Origin of the sequence: Alkalimonas collagenimarina (assembly GCF_030717845.1) — a bacterium.
In the GTDB taxonomy this organism is placed as follows: domain Bacteria; phylum Pseudomonadota; class Gammaproteobacteria; order Enterobacterales; family Alteromonadaceae; genus Alkalimonas; species Alkalimonas collagenimarina.
The window spans coordinates 27,006-47,653 of the sequence record NZ_JAUZVZ010000021.1 but is presented as its reverse complement, the minus strand read 5'-3'; the positions used below and the strand labels follow the sequence as shown (position 1 = coordinate 47,653).

General features: G+C 48.4%; 17 protein-coding genes and 1 tRNA gene. 13 read left to right on the top strand and 5 right to left on the bottom strand.

Annotated features, from left to right (window positions below; all coding sequences use genetic code 11):
- Nucleotides 1-48 precede the first annotated feature (48 nt).
- The 3 genes from Q3O60_RS13645 to Q3O60_RS13635 all read right to left on the bottom strand — a co-directional run bounded on the left by Q3O60_RS13645 (nt 49) and on the right by Q3O60_RS13635 (nt 2,714).
- Nucleotides 49-561, bottom strand: coding sequence for a hypothetical protein (locus Q3O60_RS13645; RefSeq protein WP_305894493.1), 513 nt, complete (start codon nt 559-561; stop codon nt 49-51).
- 85 nt (nt 562-646) lie between these two features.
- Nucleotides 647-2,446 (bottom strand): sodium:solute symporter family protein, encoded by a 1,800-nt coding sequence (locus Q3O60_RS13640; protein ID WP_305894492.1) that lies wholly within the window; start codon nt 2,444-2,446, stop codon nt 647-649.
- Between the two features lie 4 nt (nt 2,447-2,450).
- The gene (locus Q3O60_RS13635) at nt 2,451-2,714 is read right to left on the bottom strand and encodes a DUF4212 domain-containing protein (RefSeq protein WP_305894491.1); all 264 of its coding nucleotides are present in this window, start codon (nt 2,712-2,714) and stop codon (nt 2,451-2,453) included.
- A 178-nt stretch (nt 2,715-2,892) separates the two neighbouring features.
- On the opposite strand from Q3O60_RS13635, the gene Q3O60_RS13630 reads away from it, so the two are divergent.
- The 9 genes from Q3O60_RS13630 to Q3O60_RS13590 all read left to right on the top strand — a co-directional run bounded on the left by Q3O60_RS13630 (nt 2,893) and on the right by Q3O60_RS13590 (nt 14,192).
- Nucleotides 2,893-6,528: a PAS domain-containing hybrid sensor histidine kinase/response regulator gene (locus tag Q3O60_RS13630; protein WP_305894490.1), complete on the top strand. Its 3,636-nt coding sequence runs from the start codon at nt 2,893-2,895 to the stop codon at nt 6,526-6,528.
- A 114-nt stretch (nt 6,529-6,642) separates the two neighbouring features.
- On the top strand, nt 6,643-7,404 hold the full coding sequence (gene pabC / locus Q3O60_RS13625) for an aminodeoxychorismate lyase (RefSeq protein WP_305894489.1): 762 nt from the start codon (nt 6,643-6,645) through the stop codon (nt 7,402-7,404).
- Complete coding sequence (gene mltG / locus Q3O60_RS13620; RefSeq protein WP_305894488.1) at nt 7,398-8,462, top strand: endolytic transglycosylase MltG; 1,065 nt, start codon at nt 7,398-7,400, stop codon at nt 8,460-8,462. Before pabC ends, mltG begins: the two co-directional genes overlap by 7 nt.
- A complete protein-coding gene (gene tmk / locus Q3O60_RS13615; protein WP_305894487.1) occupies nt 8,452-9,096 on the top strand; it encodes a dTMP kinase in 645 nt (214 codons plus the stop codon). The genes mltG and tmk overlap by 11 nt, the downstream gene beginning before the upstream one ends.
- On the top strand, nt 9,080-9,976 hold the full coding sequence (holB, locus tag Q3O60_RS13610; protein WP_305894486.1) for a DNA polymerase III subunit delta': 897 nt from the start codon (nt 9,080-9,082) through the stop codon (nt 9,974-9,976). The genes tmk and holB overlap by 17 nt, the downstream gene beginning before the upstream one ends.
- A gap of 13 nt (nt 9,977-9,989) precedes the next feature.
- The gene (locus tag Q3O60_RS13605; RefSeq protein WP_305894485.1) at nt 9,990-10,316 is read left to right on the top strand and encodes a PilZ domain-containing protein; all 327 of its coding nucleotides are present in this window, start codon (nt 9,990-9,992) and stop codon (nt 10,314-10,316) included.
- Between the two features lie 22 nt (nt 10,317-10,338).
- The gene (locus Q3O60_RS13600; RefSeq protein WP_305894484.1) at nt 10,339-11,124 is read left to right on the top strand and encodes a TatD family hydrolase; all 786 of its coding nucleotides are present in this window, start codon (nt 10,339-10,341) and stop codon (nt 11,122-11,124) included.
- A 488-nt stretch (nt 11,125-11,612) separates the two neighbouring features.
- Entirely contained in the window at nt 11,613-12,644 is a 1,032-nt protein-coding gene (locus Q3O60_RS13595; protein ID WP_305894483.1) for an NAD(P)H-quinone oxidoreductase, read from the top strand.
- Nucleotides 12,645-12,713: 69 nt separating this feature from the next.
- Complete coding sequence (locus Q3O60_RS13590; protein WP_305894482.1) at nt 12,714-14,192, top strand: hypothetical protein; 1,479 nt, start codon at nt 12,714-12,716, stop codon at nt 14,190-14,192.
- A gap of 41 nt (nt 14,193-14,233) precedes the next feature.
- Here Q3O60_RS13590 and Q3O60_RS13585 read toward each other — a convergent pair whose 3' ends face one another.
- Both Q3O60_RS13585 and metG read right to left on the bottom strand, forming a co-directional pair.
- Nucleotides 14,234-15,775, bottom strand: coding sequence for an MFS transporter (locus tag Q3O60_RS13585; protein ID WP_305894481.1), 1,542 nt, complete (start codon nt 15,773-15,775; stop codon nt 14,234-14,236).
- A gap of 28 nt (nt 15,776-15,803) precedes the next feature.
- Nucleotides 15,804-17,864, bottom strand: coding sequence for a methionine--tRNA ligase (gene metG, locus Q3O60_RS13580; RefSeq protein ID WP_305894480.1), 2,061 nt, complete (start codon nt 17,862-17,864; stop codon nt 15,804-15,806).
- Between the two features lie 128 nt (nt 17,865-17,992).
- Between metG and apbC the strand changes: the two genes are divergently transcribed.
- The 4 genes from apbC (at nt 17,993) to Q3O60_RS13560 (ending at nt 20,541) form a co-directional block, all read left to right on the top strand.
- Nucleotides 17,993-18,943 carry an iron-sulfur cluster carrier protein ApbC gene (gene apbC, locus Q3O60_RS13575; protein ID WP_305894479.1) on the top strand — a complete coding sequence of 317 codons (951 nt, stop codon included), beginning with the start codon at nt 17,993-17,995 and terminating at the stop codon, nt 18,941-18,943.
- Nucleotides 18,944-19,010: 67 nt separating this feature from the next.
- The gene (gene dcd, locus Q3O60_RS13570; protein ID WP_305894478.1) at nt 19,011-19,613 is read left to right on the top strand and encodes a dCTP deaminase; all 603 of its coding nucleotides are present in this window, start codon (nt 19,011-19,013) and stop codon (nt 19,611-19,613) included.
- A gap of 197 nt (nt 19,614-19,810) precedes the next feature.
- Nucleotides 19,811-20,389: a glutathione S-transferase family protein gene (locus tag Q3O60_RS13565; RefSeq protein ID WP_305894477.1), complete on the top strand. Its 579-nt coding sequence runs from the start codon at nt 19,811-19,813 to the stop codon at nt 20,387-20,389.
- Nucleotides 20,390-20,464: 75 nt separating this feature from the next.
- A tRNA-Pro gene (locus Q3O60_RS13560) sits at nt 20,465-20,541 on the top strand.
- Nucleotides 20,542-20,648: the final 107 nt, after the last annotated feature.

The window sequence follows — 20,648 nt, the reverse complement described above, 5'->3', positions numbered from 1 at the left end:
TGGATACTCAGGTATCAAAGAATAAAACCATCCATGATGTGCTGTGGTTTAACGGCATACCCGCAGCAGTGGATCGTTTTGCTCTAACCGGTACCAGTCGCTGGAGACAGATTCACCAGCAGCAGGAAGCTTAAGTTGCTCATGATAATCAGCGCGGGCCTGCTGGCTACAGTGGATGACTGTGGTCACTTTTCTGGCTGCCATACGACGTTCGAACAGGTATAAATCCAAACGGATTAAATCTGGGTTGTGTTCATTGTGGCTGGCATTGTTGAGATCAGCGGCAATAAAGCGTAGCGTTTGCGGGAAGACATAACTCCAGGGCCGCCAAAACGCGGTTTGTTCAGCGGTACGTACCACCTCGACTCCAGCAGGAAGTAAGGTTTGCTGATGATCAAACCAGGTGTATTCGGTGTAGATCTGAAAGCTCAGCATACCAACACCAGCAGCAACGGGAACCCACCAGGTGGCAAGCCTTTTGCCGCTCAAAAAACGCAAAGTCAGGGCGATGCCTGCCGCGCCCATACCAGCGGAAATAGTAGCGATAAATTCCCAGAACATGTGTACCTCTCGAATAAAAAAGGGCTTTCCTGCCGGAAAGCCCGTGTTTGGACGTTACTACTCTAGCACAACAACGTGCATGGAGTTAGTGGCCAGTCGCTTCACCGGCACCGCGCGGGAAACGAACACTTTCGACCAGGTCTTGAATTTCCTGTGGTGGTTCTTCAGTCAGGCCAGAGACTAAGAAGGCAACACCAAAGTTGATCATGGCACCCACTGCACCGAACGACAGCGGCGAAATACCGTAGCCGAAAGAGCCCAGTAGCCAGTTCTGTGGGATATTCTCAAAGGTATTGGTGCCAGGAATGAACAACCAGCCCAGATACAGGAAGATGTAAACCACAGTACTGATTAAACCAGCCAGCATACCTGCGATAGCTCCTTTGCTGTTGATGCGTTTGGAGAAAATCCCCATCATCAGCGCTGGGAAAATCGACGCTGCAGCGATACCGAACGCGAGTGCTACCGTCTGGGCGGCAAAGCCAGGCGGATTTAACCCGAGCCAGGTAGCAACCACTATGGCGACCCCCATAGAGATCCTGGCCGCCATCAACTCGCCTTTATCACTGATATTTGGATTAATGGAGCCTTTGATTAAGTCATGACTAATGGCAGAGGATATCGCTAATAACAAACCGGCAGCGGTGGATAACGCTGCTGCTAAGCCGCCAGCTGCAATTAAGCCGATGACCCAACCGGGTAGATTGGCAATTTCCGGGTTGGCCAGTACCAAAATATCATTATTTACAGTCAACTCATTACCAGCCCAGCCACGTTCAGCGGCCGTCGCTGCAAACTCTTGACCCTTTGGATCGGACAGATTGTCGTTGTACATCTGAATACGACCGTCGCCATTTTTATCGTCAAAGCGGATAAGACCAGTGTTTTCCCAGGTACGCATCCAATCAGGGCGCTCACTGTAATGAATGGCTTCAGCGGTTGGGCCATCTGGATAAATAGTGGTCATCAGATTTAAACGGGCCATGGAAGCAACTGCTGGTGCAGTTAAATACAACAACGCGATAAACACCAGTGCCCAGCCAGCAGACCAACGAGCATCTGCAACCTTAGGTACAGTGAAAAAGCGAATAATGACGTGCGGTAAACCAGCGGTACCAATCATCAGGGATAAAGTAAACAGCACCATGTTGAGTTTGTTATCGACGTCAGCGGTGTAGTCCTGGAAACCTAAATCACGGACAACTTCATCCAGTTTCTGCAACAAAGGCAGGCCAGATTCGGTATGGGTCGAGAATAAACCTAGTGGTGGAATTGGGTTACCGGTCAACTGCATAGAAATAAAGACAGCAGGAATGGTATAAGCAATAATCAGCACCACGTACTGTGCGACCTGAGTGTAAGTAATACCTTTCATGCCGCCCATAACGGCGTACATAAATACCACCACAGCGGCAATCATGAGACCAGTATCGTTTTCTACTTCCAGGAAGCGAGAAAAGGCGACACCAGCGCCGGTCATCTGACCGATAACATAGGTTACGGAAGCAATGATCAAACAGGCGACAGCGACTAAGCGCGCTCCGGTGCTGTAAAAACGGTCACCGATAAAGTCAGGTACGGTAAACTTACCAAACTTCCGCAGGTAGGGAGCAAGCAACATCGCAAGCAGTACATAACCACCGGTCCAACCCATTAAAAAGCTTGAGTTAGCGTAACCGCCGGCGGCAATAAGGCCAGCCATAGAGATAAACGATGCGGCAGACATCCAGTCTGCAGCGGTTGCCATGCCGTTCATGACTGGGTTGACACCACCACCGGCAACATAAAACTCCTTGGTGGAACCAGCGCGCGCCCAGATAGCAATACCGATATAAAGCGCAAAGGATGCGCCGACGAAGATTAAGTTAATGGCAAACTGACTCATAGCATTATTCCTCGTCCAGACCGTATTCTTTATCGAGCTTGTTCATTCTCCAGGCGTAGAAAAAGATCAAGGCGATAAAGGTTAAGATGGAACCTTGCTGGGCGAACCAAAAACCCAGATCAGTGCCACCAATTGCGATTCCGCTCAGTAACGGGCGGAATAAAATACCGAAGCCGTACGATACCAACGCCCAAATCGCCAGGCTGATGATGATCAGCCGGAGATTTGCTTGCCAGTACGCAGCAGCACTTTTTTTATGCTCTACCATGGTTGTGCTCCCATTGTTGTATTTTTGTTCACTTTTGGTCAGTCTTAATCTAGCAGCGGCTGGGAATTGCGAAAGCCCGACTTTAGTCGAAGCCAAAGGGTTTAGAGCGAGCTATTGGTTGACTTTCGATGGTGTTCAGCCAAGAGTATGAAAAGAAAAATAATGGGGAGAGCATGCAGTGGCAGCTTGGACGGTAGCATTATTGGCGTTAGCCTATGTCGGAGGCTTATTTTGGATCGCCAACTGGGGGGAGCGTCATGCCGACGATCGTCTGATACGAAAGTATGGTGGCTTAATTTATAGTCTGGCTTTGGCTGTATATTGCACATCCTGGACCTATTACGGTGCTGTAGGCACCGCAGTCACGCAAGGCTGGGATTACATTCCCATTTATTTAGGCCCATTGCTGCTGTTTCTATTCGCTCAACCTTTCCTGTTTAAATTGCTGCATGTCACTAAAAAACACAATGTGACCTCGATCGCTGATTTTATTTCCTCCCGTTATGGCAAACGACGCAACATTGCTCTGTTGGTGGCACTGATCTGCTTGGTGGTGGTGGTGCCTTATATCTCATTGCAATTAAAAGCGGTGGCTAGCTCGTATCAGGTGCTGCTGGGTGAGGACTTTAGTGTTGGCAATGTGAGCTGGTTCCAGGATAGTGCTTTGTTAAGCGCGATTGCTATGGCGTTTTTTGCTATTTTGTTTGGCACCCGAAAAGTGCACCTGACCGAGCAGAACCGGGGAGTGATGGTGGCGATAGCCTTTGAATCTGTGGTCAAACTCTTTGCCTTGTTGATGCTGGCCGGAGCTGTGTATGTGTTTATATTGGATATCGAACAATCAGCTTTGCAACGATTTATTGAGCATGCTTCGATGCAGCAGCAGCAAACCAGCAGCAGTGGTTGGATAGGCTTTATCACCAAAACGGTTTTGGCAACGGCTGCTGTATTTTTGTTACCTCGCCAATTTCACGTGGCCTTTGTTGAAAATGTGTCGAGTCAGCACCTTCGGCATGCCAGGCGCTGGTTCTCTGGCTACATGGTGATGGTGACTCTGGTGGTCGTGCCTATTGCTGTGGCCGGTATGATGATGTTTCCTGGCCGCTTGGTCGATGCAGATAGCTTTGTATTGCTGATCCCTTCTGCCTCAGGCTGGGATACCTTGAGTATCCTGGTCTTTATTGGTGGCTTTTCTGCCGCTACCTCGATGATCATTATTGCGACACTGGCACTGAGTACCATGATCAGCAACGATGTGATCTTGCCGGGCTTGTTACGACGCAGTAAGAAGCAAGGCATGCAGCATGACTATAGTTTGTTGCTGCTGTTGGTTCGTCGCAGCATGATCGTGGTGGTGATGGCATTATCCTGGCTGTATTACGTGGTGTTTGCCCGCAATTATGATTTGGCAGAAACCGGTTTATTGGCCTTTGCTTTAACCATACAGCTTGCTCCTGCTGTGGTGGGGGGCTTGTACTGGCGACATGGTAATGCATATGGCGTTTATGCTGGTTTGTTACTTGGTTTTAGCCTGTGGTTCTTCACTTTAATGTTGCCTCAGTTGGTCAGCGCCGGGGTGATCAATACCGATATTATGGCCACCGGTTTGTTTGGTTTAAGCTGGCTGCGTCCCGAGCAGCTGTTTGGAGTGCAATTAGATAGTCTGAGTCACGGCGTTATCTTTTCGCTTGGTTTTAACATTGCCGCTTATCTGTTGGTTTCTGTTCTAAGGCGTGCGCCGTTGAAGGACCGTTTACAAGCAGTGGCCTTTGTCAAACCGAACTTGCCTGTTGATCATCAGGATACTCCTGCCCGCCGGATCCGGATTCGTAATTCTGATTTACGTACCTTGTTGGAGCGCTTTGTCGGCTCGCAACGTGCTAATGAGTGTTTGCAAGAGTATGCCAGACGTCAGGAGATGGAGCTTGACCCAGATGAGCAACCAACAACTCGTTTGGTTGAGCATGTAGAGCGTGAGCTGTCTGGAGTGATTGGTGCATCATCGGCTTCGACCATGGTTAATGCTGTGCTTGAAGGCAAGCAACTGGGTTTCGAAGATGTGGTGACCTTGTTTGATGACACGACTCAGGCCATTCAATTCTCTCGAAAAATTTTGTTTTCTACACTGGAGCACTTAAGTCAGGGGGTCAGTGTGGTTGATCGTGATTTAAATCTGGTGGCCTGGAATAAATCGTATTTAGAGATGTTTGACTACCCCGAAGGAATGGTAAGAGTCGGACGGCCCATTGCCGATATTGTCCGTTTGAATGCAGAGCGTGGTTTGTGTGGCAAGGGGAATGCCGAAGATCATGTGGCCAAGCGAATACAGCATATGCAAAATGGCACTCAGCATGTCTTTCAGCGGGTTCGACCCGATGGTCGGGTGATTGAAATGCGTGGTAATCCGATACCTGGTGGAGGGTTTGTCACCAGCTTTGCCGATATCACTGAGCATGTAAAAGCCGTGCAGGCGTTGGCTGAAGCGAAACAGCATCTGGAGCAAAGAGTAAAAGAACGTACCCAAACCATCAGCGAAATGAACCAGGAATTGCTGGATGAAGTGGAGCGACGTAAATTGACGGAGCAGCAGTTGTTACAAGCAAAAGCGGAAGCTGAAGCAGCCAATGCATCTAAAACGCGGTTTTTAGCACTTGCCAGTCATGACATTTTGCAACCATTGAATGCTGCGCGTTTATTTACGGCTGCACTGTCAGCGCGACATGAAGCTATACCAGAGGGAGCTGCCTGGCATGAAAACCATCAGCAACAGCATGACCCCCAGCACAAAGATGATTATCAACAAAAACATGATTATCAGCAAAAACATATTGTGCAGCAACTGGATAGCTCACTGAAAGCGACCGAAGAATTGATCTCTACCTTACTGGAGATCGCCAAGCTGGATGATGGCAAGTTAGAGCCTTCTATTGAGGCGGTACCGCTAGATGAATTATTGGGTAATCTGGCTGATGAGTATCGGGTACTGGCTGAGCAAAAAGGGTTGCAGTTAACGGTACGAAGTCGTGATGTTCAGGTGCTGTCTGATGCCACCTACCTGCGCCGTATCTTGCAAAACCTGTTATCCAATGCCATCAAGTACACGCCGAGTGGAAAAGTCTTATTGGGATGTCGCCGCCGCGATGATTGGTTGGATATTCAGGTGTGGGATACCGGGCCGGGTATAGCTGAACCAGATTTGCTGCGTATCTTTGATGATTTCTACCGCATTGATGCCACAGCCAAAGGGCAGCAAGGGGTAGGGCTTGGCTTGGCCGTTGTACATCGGATGGCACGCGTGCTCGGGCATCGGGTCAATGTGCGCTCTCGACAAGGTCATGGTACTGTTTTTCAGTTAAGCTTACCGCTTGCATTGGCGAAGCCAAAACCGCTGATTGAAGAGCGGGTGAGCAAGCCACGCTCTGGTTTAGCCGATTTACGCGTGATCTGTGTTGATGACGACGTGACCAACCTGGAAGCTTTGAAAGTCTTACTGCAGCAATGGCAGATCCAGCAAGTAAGCGGATTTTATGATGAGCAAAGCTTATTGCGTTTTGCTGCTGAAAACAGCCCGCCGGATGTGTTGTTGATTGACTATCAACTGGGCCAGAATAGCAATGGACTCGACTTATACCAGCAGCTGCAAGTGTATTGGCAACAGGTGCCGGGGATTTTGGTCTCCGCATCGCCACAGGCTGATTTAGCCAGTCAGGCGCAACGGCTTGGTTTGTTATTTCTAGCCAAACCCATCAAACCGGCGGCACTTCGGGCTAGTTTGAACCAAATTAACCTATTAAAACGCAGAGTTGCTGAATGATTCGGCAACCGGGCAGTGGCTTTGTTGACGTTGATGGTTCTGGTTGGTATTCATAATTGAGATAGGGCATACTCTTGCCAGAACCTATCATGATAATGGCAAAGGGTGGTCTCTGTGCAGGTAACAACCCCTTCGGTTGGTGATCGCAGTTTTCAATTTGGTGATGGCCTTTTTAGCACCATTAAGGTCACTGACGGGCGACCTGAGCTGTGGGCATTGCACCAAAGCAGACTGCAGCAAGGTGTTGAGCGGCTTGGCATCAAGGCGCCCGATTGGCAGCAGCTGGCAATCCTTGTACAGCAAGCCGTGACCGCCGAAAGCCAAGTGATCAAGGTCGTGATTTCGCGCGGCCATGCTGGTCGTGGCTACAGCCCCGTAGGTGTCGATGGTCCGGATATTTACATCAGTACGGCAGCCTTGCCCGATTATCAGTTATGGCAACAGCAAGGCATCCGGCTCGATGTTGCAACACTTCAGTTGGCATGCCAGCCTGCGTTAGCGGGCTTGAAGCACAATAACCGATTGGAGCAGGTTTTATTAAAGCAAGAGCTGGCAGCTACTGAGTGGGATGATTTGCTGGTGCTTGATCAATTGGGGTATATCACCGAGGCAACGGCGGCGAATGTATTTTTTTATCGTCAACAACAGTGGTTCACTCCGCAGTTGCAGCGAGCGGGCGTCGCGGGTGTTATGCGAGCTCACCTAATGGCACAGTTGGCTGTTTCTGAAGTTAATTGGACCCTGTCTGAGTTAGAGCAGGTGGATGCGATGTTTCTATGCAATGCGCTCTGTGGTGTGGTGCCGGTGCGGCAGTTGCAGCAGCGCATCTTTGATATTTCGGCAGTACAGCAGTTACAACAGGAGTTGTTATGTTAAGGCGTTTAATCGTGTTGGCCTTGGCCTTATTTTTTTTAGCTGCGGTGCTGGTGTATCAACAAATGCAACAGTTGGCGACTACCCCGTTGCAATTAACCACACCATTGTTTACGGTTCCTGCCGGAGCCTCGGCAACTGGCTTATGCCGCCGGTTGCAACGGGATGGTTATGTACAACAGCAAGACTGTCAGTTATTTCGCCTTCAATTGTGGTTAGAGCCAGAACTTGCTGCGGTGAAAGCGGGTACTTACAAGGTCACTGGTGATGCATCCTTAATTGCTTTGATCGAGCAGTTTGTTCGCGGCGAAGTGGCTCAGTTTCCTTTTACTATTCGTGAGGGGGAAACATTGCAACAAACGCTCGAACGTTTGGAGCAAGCAGAGCACTTACAGTTTGATATCGACGCTTCAGAACAACTACTGACGCTGCTAAGTTGGCCTGAAGCATGGGGCGAAGCACCCAGTCAGGCAGAAGGTTTATTTTTCCCTGAAACGTACAACTACACGGTAGGTAGTTCAGCCAGTCAGTTACTGCAGCGTGCTCATCAAAGTTTGCTTCAACACTTGTCTGCGAGTTGGGAGCAGCGCCATTTTGACATTCCGCTGCAATCTCCTTATGAGCTACTGATCATGGCGTCTATTATTGAGAAAGAAAGTGGCTATGAGCCGGAAAAACCGCTGATTAGCTCGGTGTTTATGAATCGGCTACGGGACAATATGCGTTTGCAAACCGATCCGACCGTTATTTATGGCTTAGAAAGTTTTTCTGGTCGCATTACCCGGGCCGACTTACAAAACCCACATCCTTACAATACTTACCGGCATCATGGCTTGCCGCCCGGGCCGATTTCAGCGGTGAGTCGAAGCTCGTTGCAGGCAGCAGCCCGGCCAGTCGATAGCAGCATGTATTACTTTGTGAGTAAGGGTGATGGTAGTCATGTTTTCTCTGAAACATTGCAAGAGCACAATGCTGCGGTGCGACGTTACATTTTAGGACAAGGCCGATCTGAGCAAGATAATTCGGAACAAAACAATTCAGGACAAACAAATGAGCAGTAAAGGCCGCTTTATTGTAGTAGAGGGATTAGAAGGGGCAGGCAAAAGCACGGCGGTTGCATGCATTAAAGCATGGTTGGAGCAACAGCAACTGCAAGTGGTGTGTACCCGGGAACCTGGTGGCACTCCCTTAGCTGAGCACATTCGTCAGTTGGTCAAGCAAGTGCATGAAGAGACGCTCGCTCCTGAAGCTGAGTTATTGTTGATGTATGCTGCTCGGGTGCAATTATTGCAGCAGGTGATTGAGCCTGCTTTGGCCGAGGGCAAATGGGTATTGGCAGATAGGCATGACCTGTCATCCCGCGCCTATCAGGGGGGCGGTCGCCAACTGGATGAAGGGTTGATTAACAGCATCCGTCATGCGGTGCTTGGCGATTGTCGGCCAGATTTAACCTTGTATCTTGATATCGATCCGGCGTTGGGGTTAGAGCGTGCCAAAGCTCGTGGCGAGCTGGACCGAATCGAGCTGGAGCAGCTGGCTTTTTTCCAGCGTACCCGTCAGGCCTATTTAACCATCGCTGCTTCCGAGCCTGGTATTGTGGTCATTGATGCGGCTCAAGACCTGAGCAAAGTTCAGCAGGACTTGATTCAGGCTCTGACAGATTTTTGGACCGCGCAGCATGCTTCCCTGGCTTGACAACAGCTATCAGCAACTCGCTGCGTTAGCTCTGCAAGCAGAGCTTCCTCATGCTATTTTGCTAACCGGTAGCTCGGGGGTAGGCAAGGTTCAGCTTGCTGAAGCATTGGCAGCACTATTGTTGTGTCGTGAGCCACAGCAGCAGAACCCTTGTGGCGAGTGTAAGTCGTGTCGTTTGCGCTTAGCCGATCACCATGCCGATTATTGGCATCAAGCGGAAGCAGAAGGGCGAATTGGAGTCGATAGGATACGACAGCTAACGGCTTTTTTTCAGGGCAGTGCCCAGCAGGGAGGAGTTCGTATCGCGCTATTACCTCAAGCCGAACGAATGAGTGAGGCTGCGGCGAATGCCTTATTGAAAACCTTAGAAGAGCCTCCATCGACCTGTTTTTTGCTGTTAACCAGCGACCAACCTGCCATGTTATTGCCTACCATTACAAGCCGTTGTCAACGTTGGGCTATTGGTGTCAACGATGTTGCTGAGGCCACAACATGGTTACAGCAACAAAGCCAGCAACCATTGCCAGACTTTATGCAGCCGATGGCGGCCAGTGCGCCGTTGCAAGCATTGCATTGGCTGCAGTCTGAACAAGCTGAGGAAGCAAAACAGTTGTTACAGCAGTTGGAGCAGTATGTGCAAAACCAACTGGATCTGCACACAGTGGTCAAAGCATTGGAAAAAAGCGCCGTACTTTCGGTGGTACTTAGCTGGTTTATTCGTCAACGACTGCCAGAGCTGATATCCTTACCTCAGCAAGCTCACTGGCAGTTGCTGCAGTACTTTCAACGTTGGTGCCGTGACGAGACGCAGATTTTAGGGCAAAATAAAAACCTGGCATTGACAGCTTTATTGCTGGAGTTAAAGCGCTTAAGTGCGTAGATCGAGGTGAGGTATGGAAGAAATCCCGTTAGATTTTATGGATGTCAAAGAACTGTATCGCTGCTACATGCCTTTTTTAAAGCAGGGCGGTTTGTTTGTCCGCACGGCCCGAACTTATAAAATGGGCCAGTCACTGGCACTTAACGTAACCTTGCCAGATGCTTTGGAAGCCATTTTAGTAACAGGTAAAGTTGCCTGGATCACGCCTCATGGTGCCCAAAATGCCTGCCCGGCTGGCGTTGGTGTTGCTTTTATTGACGATAAAAAGCACTTGAGCGAGCAAATCGCAAAGTTGGTCGCTGGTTTACAAGCCAGCCATGAGATCACTTATACCCTTTAAATCCTCACTAACAGGAATCCCCGTGTTTGTAGATTCACACTGTCATCTTGATCGCCTTGAATGGGATAAATTAAATGCTCAGTTGCCGGATGTTATTGATGCCGCAACTGCTGCTGGCGTTGAACATTTGCTTTGCGTATCAGTCAGCTTAGCTGAATTTGAGCAGATGGCTGCTTTGGTGGCGCCTTATCAGAATGTTTCCATCTCTTGTGGCGAGCATCCGCTGCATCAAACCGATACGGTGGATACCGAGCTACTGCTGCAACATTGCCAAACTTCCAAAGTAGTGGCCGTAGGAGAGACCGGGCTGGATTACTTTTATGCTGCAGAAACAAAACAGGCACAGCAAGCCGCTTTTGTAGAGCACTTAGACGTAGCTGCAACGGTTCGTAAACCTGTAATTATTCACACCCGGGATGCACGGGCCGATACCATTGCCTTGATGAAAGCACATCGTGCAGAACAAGCCGGCGGTGTATTGCATTGTTTTACTGAAAGCTGGGACATGGCAAAAGCAGCTTTGGATCTAGGTTTTTATATTTCTATTTCAGGTATTATGACCTTTCGTAATGCTGGTGCACTTCGCGATGTGGTGAAAAAACTGCCGTTAGATGCATTGCTTATTGAAACTGATTCGCCTTACTTGGCGCCGGTTCCTCATCGTGGCAAGACCAATCAACCTGCCTATGTGACTGCTGTCGCTGCAGCCGTTGCCGAAGTTAAAGGGGTTGCAATTGACGAGTTAGCGCGTCAGACTACTGATAATTTCTATCGGCTTTTTGCTGGTATAGAGCGAAAAAATAAATAATTAAAGCAAAAAATAAAAGCAAAAAAAGGCCCAGAACCAATCCGAATTGTTCTGGGCTCAGGGGAATGGCTCATAGGGAATGAGCCGTGCGCTATCGAAAACAATAACCAAGGAGAAACTGTCTTCAAGTGTAGTTAGTTTGAGACCGTTTTTCCTACATGGTTCCACACAAGTTGAGAGGACTATCCATTCAATCATCCCCAGCTTATCCCTAAGTTATCCCCAGCTTATCCTCTGTAGTGCTTACTAATGCTCGTTTGTCACTGATTTGAAAACACGACATTTTGATTTTTTTTAGTCGCTAATTTTATTTTTTACTGAGTTTTAAGATAAAAATAGTCTAAAAAGAAAGCAGTATATTGACTTGTGTTTTGATTAAATAAGTTGACCCTAAATTTTCATTGAATTTAACTTATTGATTTTATCGAAAAAATATAAATTATAGGGTACAGTGGATACATAGATAGAGAGCAGGTTGGATGATACGCATGCAGCAGACTAACCACCTTTGTATTGACAGCTTACCAGAGCAGATGCAAGCCATGCATGTTGTTGCCGCAGGTAAACAGAGCCAGCTGGCACTGATTGAGTGTCCATTGCCTGTTTTACAATCTGGTCAGGTATTGATTAGCGTCACTGCCGCGGGTGTTAATCGCGCTGATTTAATGCAACGCCAAGGTTTGTATCCTGCCCCAAAAGGTGAGAGTGAAATTCTTGGGCTAGAAGTCAGTGGTCGTGTGGTTGCTGTCGCTGATGCTCACTTAAAGCATTGGTTAGGTTGTCAGGTGATGGCTTTAGTGCTGGGTGGAGGGTACGCAACTTTTGCCAGAGCCCATGCCGAACACTTAATGCCAGTACCAAAGCACTGGACTATGGTGCAGGCGGCAGCCATGCCGGAGGTTTTCTTAACCGCTTATCAGTTGTTGTTTCGTCTGGGGCAGTTGCAACAAGGTCAACGAGTGCTACTGCATGCTGGTGCTAGCGGTGTCGGGACCGCAGCGATTCAATTGGCTTGTCGTAGCGGCGCCAGAGTCGCGGTCACCGCCAGCAGCCCACAGAAGTTAGCCCGTTGTCAGGCATTGGGCGCCGAACTGACTATAGATTATACCAAACAAGATTTTGTTGCCGGGCTCAAGGCTTTTTGGCCTGATGGAGTCGATTTGATACTAGATCCAGTCGCTGGTGATTATATCGCGCGAAATGTGGATGCATTGGCGTTGGATGGGAAAATTGTGATCTATGCGTTGATGGGAGGCCGTCAAAGTACCCTGGACATGGCAACACTGTTCCGTAAGCGCGGTCAATTACTCTGCTCAACATTACGCAACCGCACAGATCACTATAAGTCAGATTTAGTTCGGGACTTACTGGCCGACTTTGGTGCTGCTTTTGAGTGCAATGAACTCAAGCCGGAACTATATGCTGAGTTTAACTGGCATCATGTTGAGCAAGCTCACCAGTTGCTTGCGAGCAATGCGACGATTGGGAAAGTTATTTTAACCATGTCTGATCCAGAGTAACTTGCTGCTATACTAGCTTTCGTTAGTTGCTTTTAACGTCTGCCTTTATGTGCTAAGGAATTGATATTTATGAGCTTGGGGACAATTGCCAAGTCTAATTACAGTAAAGCTGTACAAACACTCATTAATAAAATACATGATCGCACTGATGTTCAGGACTCATTGTATGAACAAGCGACTCAGTATTTTCTGGATGCAGATAAGCTTGCTCAGCAACAAACGGCTGCAGAGCAAGAAGTGTATTTATTTAATCAGCGTTTAGGTCAAACTCCTGCCTCTGAGAAAGCAAAAATAGAGCAGCAATTAGATAAAGCAGAAAAGTCTTTGCGACAAGTCAGTGCATCGCTGGATCAACTGCGCTTGCAACGGTTAGAGCAGCTCAAAGAGCTGTGCTATAGCGTTTTGCAACTATCAGAAGGCGAGGATGCGGATGACACGCATGTGATGACTGCCAAGTTATTGGGGACGATTCAATTGATGTCACCTACTGAAGGGAAATTAGTCGTCGTTAGCAACCAAAAAAGCAAGCATTTGTATAAAGCCGTATTGGCACTTCGCTTATTGGATCGATTGTTGCTGGATGAACAAATCAGCAACAGCTATGTGTTAAAACGCTATCAGGATAAAACAGAGTACGACATCGAAATCACTGGCGGTCGTATTTATCAACCGTTTCGGGATGATGTCCAAATCCCGTTGTTAATGGCAGCGCTGGTACAGGATATTGGTCAGTACCACCCTGAAGCACAGCAGATTTTACTTGGCCCCGATGGCGATCAGGATGAGTTCCGTGTGCTGGATAACCCAGAGCGGGTCGCTATGCTGCAAATTAACTATAAAGAAAGCCTGAAATACATCACACAAGCCATTGGTAAGGACAAGTACATTGGTAACAGCAAAGATCAGCGTGCCTGGTTTGATCGCAACGAACAAGAAAAACTGGGTTTTATTGTTACCTTGCTGAAAAACTCGATCAAGCCAGAGCAGGGGATTGGCAATCTGTTAAAGATCCCTCAGATCTATACTTCTGTAGTGCTATCGACCAAGCACAATTACAGTTATGAGAGCATCCCGAAAGTTGGCCTGGTGCTCGATAAAGCTGTCGAAAAGGGCATGTGCAGTAAAACCGCTGCCGATGGTTTAATGCGAATTACCGGTATCTTTCCACAAGGTTATGGCATTACCTATATTCCGAAAGACTCGGACAAACAAGATCTGGACCGCTACGAATACGCGATTGTCACATCCCTGTATCCGCCTCATCCCAATGTACCCATTTGTCGGATGGTGACGAGAAATCTTACCTATCAAATCTCGGTGATGGGATGCACTGTGCGGGTAGAGAATAATTTGTTTTTTCCGCAAGCGCGTAAGAAGTTGGAGCGAATTAAGCCTGAGCGACTCAAAGAAATTCTGGAGAAGTTAGTCTCTAACTTAGAAGAGCGGCAGAATATGGCGTTAATCCCTAAGTGTTGGCACCCGACGGAATACTTTACCTACGCCAAAAACCAGAACTTATGGAACAAAGCGATTAATCATCACTTTTAACCGTACCAGCTTTTCTGGCTATACAACCCAGCTAATGATGCTCACTTATCTGGGTTGTTTTGCTTAGCCTGACGCTTAGCTAACCGGCTGACAATGGTGTCGTCTTCATCTTGCTCTTCCAGACCTACTTCGTTTTTAGCTTCTGCGGTAGCGCTTACTGAGTCAGTATGGCTTTCTGTTGTTTCTGCATCGGATAATGATGCATCTGCTGGTGGCTCTGCATCGTCGTGTTGCTTTTGTACTATAGGGTCATCTTCACTGCTACCCGCTGTAGAATGCGCATTGGTATCTTCCGCAATTTCTGGATCATCCAGCATGTGCTCTTGCACCATGTCCTCATCAACCCGTGGGTCCAGAGCGGCGCGAAGCGGTGAGGAGAAGACATCGCTTGATGCAATCACGTAGTCTTCTGCTTGCTGCGAAGCCACTATACGGGCTGCTTGTTTCTGTGAGTAGTTAACGCGTTGCAGCCGAAGGAACAATAAAAAGCTACAGACTGCCATAAAACCATACAGCATAAAGTTACCGACCCACTGCATCAGGGCCGATGCTAAGATGGGACCAAAGCAAGCACCGATACCAAAGGTCAGCAAAATGACGGCTGATAAGGATACGCGCTCGTGCTGCTCCGCGTGCTGATTGGCTAACGCAGCTGCGATGGGATACAGCGAAAAAGCCAGAAAGCCGAAGCAGAAGGTAGCGATCATTAGAGCCATGCCGGACAGAGGAAATAAGGCAATGCAAAGCACGACGATGGTGAGTAAGGCACTATTGGTGCGTAGTAAACGACTTCTGGGGATACGATCAGATAATTTACCCATAGGCCATTGTGCCAGCAAGCCTGCGATGATGGTGATGGACATAAAGATCGCGATTTGCTCGGTGGGAATGCCTTGTTGGCTCGCAAAGGCGGGGGCCATACCATAAAAAGCCCCAACAATAATGCCAGCCACCGTAATGGTGCTTAACGACTGTGGGATCCGCCGCCAGAACGTCATAATTTGCAAGGGTGCAGAGTGCAAGGGCGCGGGGTGAATACGACGGGTAATGCCAATAGGGACGATGGAGAGTGCAAAGCCAATAGCAACCAGCAGTAATGGCTCAGGGCCCAAATCAGGGAATGAACTAACGACCATTTGACCGGCAATGAGACCAAAATACGACACGATCATGTAAAAAGCGAACACGGTGCCACGTTGATGATTATCTGCCTGCTCATTCAACCAACTTTCCAGCACCATGTACTGGGTCATCATGCCCATGCCGACCAGAAACCGTAGCAATAGCCAGAAGGTCAAATCAGGCACCAGACCATGGCAAAGCGCTGATGCGGTGACCACGCCAGCACTGGCAACAAAAGCCCTGATATGGCCAACGCGGGCGATCAGGCGGTGGCCAACTTTGGAGCCCAGCACCAAGCCGAGGTAATAAGCTGACATCAGCGCGCCGATCCACAAGGGATCGGCACTTTCTTTCGAGAGTAGCAAGCCCAGATAGGTTGTCAGCAGACCCGCGCCAAGCACCATCAAAAAGGTTGAAAAGTACAACGACGAAAATGCTTTATACGAACCTGATTGCGACATACTTACTCCCTGTTTGGACCCGTGTTGGCTACTTGACGCGCATACCAGCAGTTGCACCACTATCCGGTGATAGAATAAACAACTCACTGCCACCAGGCCCTGCGGCGAGTACCATGCCTTCGGATAAACCAAAACGCATTTTTCGCGGTGCCAGATTAGCTACCATCACGGTGTAGCGGCCAATCAGATCGGCAGGCTCATAAGCTGCTTTAATACCAGCAAATACCTGGCGCGTTTCACCCGCGCCAATATCAAGTTCCAGCCGGATCAGTTTGTCGGCTTTTTCAACTGGCTCGGCATGCACTATACGAGCAACCCGCAAGTCGATTTTAGCAAAGTCATCAATACTGATGGTATCCGCTATGGCTTCGCGTTCTTTGGCTACCGAAGCTTCCGCGGTTGGTGCTGCTTTCGCGGTGAGTGTTTCATTGTTCTGCTGCTGTGGCAGTAAGTTTTCTTTTGATGCTTCAAGCATGGCAGAAACTTTGGCTGGGTCAACCCGTTGCATCAGTGCTTTGAATGGCTCGATGCGATGATTGGTGAGCGGTTGCTGATAATTCTGCCAGCCAAATTCATCTTGTAAAAAGTTCTGAGCATCATGAGTCATCATCGGCAGGATAGGGCTTAAATAATGCATCAGCACACGAAACAAGTTCAGCCCCATGGAGCAGACATCATGTGCTTCTTGCTGTTTCTGCTCATCTTTGACCAGCACCCAGGGCGCTTTGGCATCGATGTACTGATTGGCCTTATCGGCCAATGCCATAATGTCCCGAACAGCACGAGCATAATCGCGCTTTTCATAATGGCTGGCGATGCTTTCGCCGGCGGCAGTGAACTCAGCCAGCAACGCTGTTTCTGTGACTGTTGCCGAAAGTGTGCTGTCGAAACGCTTGGTGATAAAGCCAGCACAACGACTGGCAATATTAACTACCTTGCCAACCAGATCGGCATTCACCTTTTGCACAAAGTCATCCAGGTTTAGATCCATATCAGTAATGGCTGGAGTTAGTTTCGTCGCGAAATAATAACGCAAATACTCCGGGTGCAAATGCTCAAGGTAGGTACGGGCCTTAATAAAGGTCCCTTTCGATTTAGACATCTTGGCACCATTCACGGTGACAAAGCCATGCGCGTAAACCGCATTGGGTTTACGAAAGCCAGCCCCTTCCAGCATGGCAGGCCAGAATAGGCTATGGAAATAGATGATGTCTTTACCAATGAAGTGGTAGACCTCAGCGGTAGAGTCCGGCGCCCAGTAGCGTTCAAAATCGATATCTTGCATTTGGCACAAAGCCTTGAAGCTTGCTAAGTAGCCTATAGGCGCATCCAACCAGACATAGAAAAACTTATCGGTGGTGCCTGGGATCTCAAAGCCAAAATAAGGCGCATCACGGCTGATATCCCACATATGCAGGCCATCGGTAAACCATTCTTGCAGTTTATTGGCCATTTCCTCTTGCAAAGAGCCGCTGCGAGTCCAGGCTTTCAGCATGTCCTCAAAAGCGGGTAAATCGAAGAAGTAGTGTTCGCTATCTTTCAGTACTGGTGTTGCACCAGAAATTACAGAGCGTGGGTTTTTTACATCCGTAGGGGTGTAAGTGGCGCCACAGACATCGCAGCTATCGCCGTTTTGATCTTCGGCACCACATTTCGGGCAGTCGCCTTTGATAAAACGATCCGGTAAAAACATCTGCTTTTCCGGGTCGAACAACTGGCTAATGGTCTTGCGCTTAATATGACCGGCAGCATCCAGTCGTTGATAAATTAAACTGGCTAGCTCACGGTTTTCATCACTGTGCGTTGAGTGGTAGTGATCGAATAGAATGGCAAAATCACTAAAATCAGCCTGATGCTCAATGCTGGTTTGTGCAATCATCTGCTCGGGAGATATCCCTTGTTGCTGGGCCTTCAGCATGATCGGGGTGCCATGCGCATCGTCAGCACAGACGTAGTAACACTCATGGCCACGAGATTTTTGAAAACGTGACCAGATATCCGTTTGGATGTATTCAAGCAAGTGGCCTAAATGGATGGGGCCATTGGCATAAGGTAAAGCACTGGTGATTAGAATTTGGCGTTTCGACATCGATGGCAACTCTTGACAGAAAAACAGGAAAAATAATGCATGGATGATACAATACCTGCGCCCGGTTCGCATCCGTCAATGGCCGATCTGGTACAAAAATACTGACTTCCTGCTAAATGGATTGCCCAATGTTTAATTGGTTTGCGCAAAAGACAAAGAAATCATCATCAGAGCCTGCTCACCAGTCGGAGCCGACTACTGCGTCAGCTCAGGGAAAGGCTCAAATTTATAAGCCTGAAGCTGCAGGTGCAGAGCCAACTTCGTACGCTTTTCAGCGAGTAAAGCACGTTATTTTGGTGGCGTCTGGTAAAGGTGGCGTCGGAAAGTCGACCACAGCGGTGAATCTGGCGACTGCTCTCGTTGCTGAAGGCGCGAAGACCGGCTTACTTGATGCGGATATCTATGGCCCCTCTATTCCAATGATGCTTGGCTTAGCCAAATCACAGGCAGCGTCTGGCGATGGCAAAACCATGCAACCGCAACAGGCCGCTGGCTTGAGTGTACAATCCATCGGTTTTCTGGTATCGCCCGACAAAGCCACGGTGTGGCGAGGCCCGATGGCCAGCCAGGCCTTGTTGCAGCTTATTCATGAAACCAACTGGCCAGAGCTGGACTATCTGATTGTCGATATGCCCCCTGGTACGGGCGATATCCAATTGACGCTATCGCAAAAACTGGCCGTGACCGGTGCCGTAATTGTGACTACACCTCAGGATGTGGCATTAAGTGATGCGCAAAAAGCCATTGTGATGTTTAATCAGGTGCAGATCCCGGTACTCGGCTTGGTAGAAAATATGAGTTATCATCAATGCAGTGCCTGTGGCCATCAAGAGGCTATTTTTGGTCGCGATGGTGGTGTTGAGCTGGCTGCTCGCTATCAATTGCCCGTTTTGGCGCAGTTGCCTTTGCAAACAAGGCTGCGCGAGTGCTCTGATCTGGGTAAGCCACTATTTCTTAGCGAGGATCCGGCCGATGATGCGCTCTGTCTTTTGTACCAACAAATGGCGCAGCACTTGATAAAGCAGGTCCAGCTATTGGCTGTGACATCGGTGCCTGAAATTGTATTTAGTGATGATTGAGCATGTGTGTTGGCTTAAAAAATAGTATGTCTTACTCGGCTTCTATAAATTGTGGGTTCTATAAATTATGAGATTATGTGATCGGGATATTGAGCGTTATCTGGATGAAGGCCGAATTTGTATTGAACCGCGCCCTGCACAAGATATGATTAGCGGTGTCAGTGTCGATATTCGGCTTGGTAATAAATTCCGTGTATTTCAAGCCTATACAGCTCCTTACATCGACTTGAGTGGCCCACGGGCTGCGGTCGATAAAGCACTGAACTCGGTGATGAGTGATGAAATTGAAATTGCAGATGATGGTGTCTTTATCTTACACCCAGCTGAATTGGCTCTGGCTGTGACATTAGAATGTGTCACTTTGCCGGCTGATATTGTCGGTTGGTTGGATGGCCGCTCATCGCTGGCCCGGCTTGGCTTGATGGTGCATGTCACCGCGCACCGAATCGATCCGGGTTGGTCCGGGCACATTGTGCTGGAGTTTTACAACAGCGGCAAATTGCCACTGGCTCTGCGGCCAAATATGAAGATTGGCGCACTTAACTTTGAATTGATGACGGGCGAAGCAGAGCGGCCCTACAACAAGCGGGTTGATGCGAAATACAAACAGCAAACCGGGGCGGTTGCCAGTCGGATAGGGGAAGATGATAAAAGCTCTACTTTGTTGTAGCTGGCGAGTTTGAAGTTGCTATGATTCAAATTAAAAAGCCCATGCAGAGCATGGGCCAAAAATAAAGCAATAAAGCAAAAATGAAGCGTGATGATTATGCAATAAAGCTGCATAGTTTGGCAATAGTGTAAGCCGTGTTTTTTTGTTGTCTGTCGCATTTATATGCGCATTCGTCAGCCCAATTAACAGGAGTCTGTATGAAACTTTTTGGCTCATTACCTTCACCCTATGTTCGTCGCATCCGTTTACTGCTGGCCGATCATCATTATGAGTTTGTGAACCTAAACATCTTTTCGGATGACGATCGTGCCACACTGGTTCGTTTAAACCCAACCCGCAAAATCCCCATGCTACTCGATCATGAGCAAGTGATTTTTGATTCAGGTTTAATTTATCGCTACATGAGCAATAAGTTTGGCTTGACGCCACTTAGTTGGCCAGAAGAAAACCAGCTTATCCTGATAAATGCGGCCAATGATTCACTGGTAGAGCTGCTGCTGTGCCAACGTTCGGGCTTTGATATTGCAGAAGATAAGTTATTCTTTAACTTGCAGCGTGAACGGGTTGCTGAAGTGCTGGCGATTTTAGAACAACAGACACAGCAAGGGCTATTCAACGACTGGAATTATGTTGCCATGAGTCTGTACTGCTTAGCCGACTGGATTGCGTTTCGCCAACTGTGGTCACTGGAACCGTTCCCGGCGTTGCAGGATTTCCTCAATGCAAATCAACAGCAACCAGCCGTGCAAAGCAGCGACCCACGCCATTCAGCCTGAGCCTGCCTAAAAATACTGCAGTTAAGCGCGCCAGCGTTGCTTTTTGCCGGATTATCCGTATTATACGCTCTAAGTCGGTACGTGGCGCAGCTTGGTAGCGCACTGTCATGGGGTGTCAGGGGTCGGAGGTTCAAATCCTCTCGTACCGACCAACAAAACAACCTGTTTTTTAACAGGTTTTTTTGTGTCTAAAACTTACCTTAGGGTTTGCGGAGATTTCATAAATTAGTTGTAATCTTAATTACGTAATAAGCTGGAT

Excerpts from the sequence above, each read along its gene's own strand:
- Q3O60_RS13605 (WP_305894485.1), top strand. The coding sequence starts at position 9,990 with ATGGAAGAAATCCCGTTAGATTTTATGGATGTCAAAGAACTGTATCGC.
- Q3O60_RS13595 (WP_305894483.1), top strand. The coding sequence starts at position 11,613 with ATGCAGCAGACTAACCACCTTTGTATTGACAGCTTACCAGAGCAGATG.
- tmk (WP_305894487.1), top strand. The coding sequence starts at position 8,452 with ATGAGCAGTAAAGGCCGCTTTATTGTAGTAGAGGGATTAGAAGGGGCA.
- apbC (WP_305894479.1), top strand. The coding sequence starts at position 17,993 with ATGTTTAATTGGTTTGCGCAAAAGACAAAGAAATCATCATCAGAGCCT.
- Q3O60_RS13585 (WP_305894481.1), bottom strand. The coding sequence starts at position 15,775 with ATGTCGCAATCAGGTTCGTATAAAGCATTTTCGTCGTTGTACTTTTCA.
- mltG (WP_305894488.1), top strand. The coding sequence starts at position 7,398 with ATGTTAAGGCGTTTAATCGTGTTGGCCTTGGCCTTATTTTTTTTAGCT.
- Q3O60_RS13640 (WP_305894492.1), bottom strand. The coding sequence starts at position 2,446 with ATGAGTCAGTTTGCCATTAACTTAATCTTCGTCGGCGCATCCTTTGCG.
- metG (WP_305894480.1), bottom strand. The coding sequence starts at position 17,864 with ATGTCGAAACGCCAAATTCTAATCACCAGTGCTTTACCTTATGCCAAT.
- Q3O60_RS13635 (WP_305894491.1), bottom strand. The coding sequence starts at position 2,714 with ATGGTAGAGCATAAAAAAAGTGCTGCTGCGTACTGGCAAGCAAATCTC.
- holB (WP_305894486.1), top strand. The coding sequence starts at position 9,080 with ATGCTTCCCTGGCTTGACAACAGCTATCAGCAACTCGCTGCGTTAGCT.
- Q3O60_RS13565 (WP_305894477.1), top strand. The coding sequence starts at position 19,811 with ATGAAACTTTTTGGCTCATTACCTTCACCCTATGTTCGTCGCATCCGT.
- Q3O60_RS13590 (WP_305894482.1), top strand. The coding sequence starts at position 12,714 with ATGAGCTTGGGGACAATTGCCAAGTCTAATTACAGTAAAGCTGTACAA.
- dcd (WP_305894478.1), top strand. The coding sequence starts at position 19,011 with ATGAGATTATGTGATCGGGATATTGAGCGTTATCTGGATGAAGGCCGA.
- Q3O60_RS13645 (WP_305894493.1), bottom strand. The coding sequence starts at position 561 with ATGTTCTGGGAATTTATCGCTACTATTTCCGCTGGTATGGGCGCGGCA.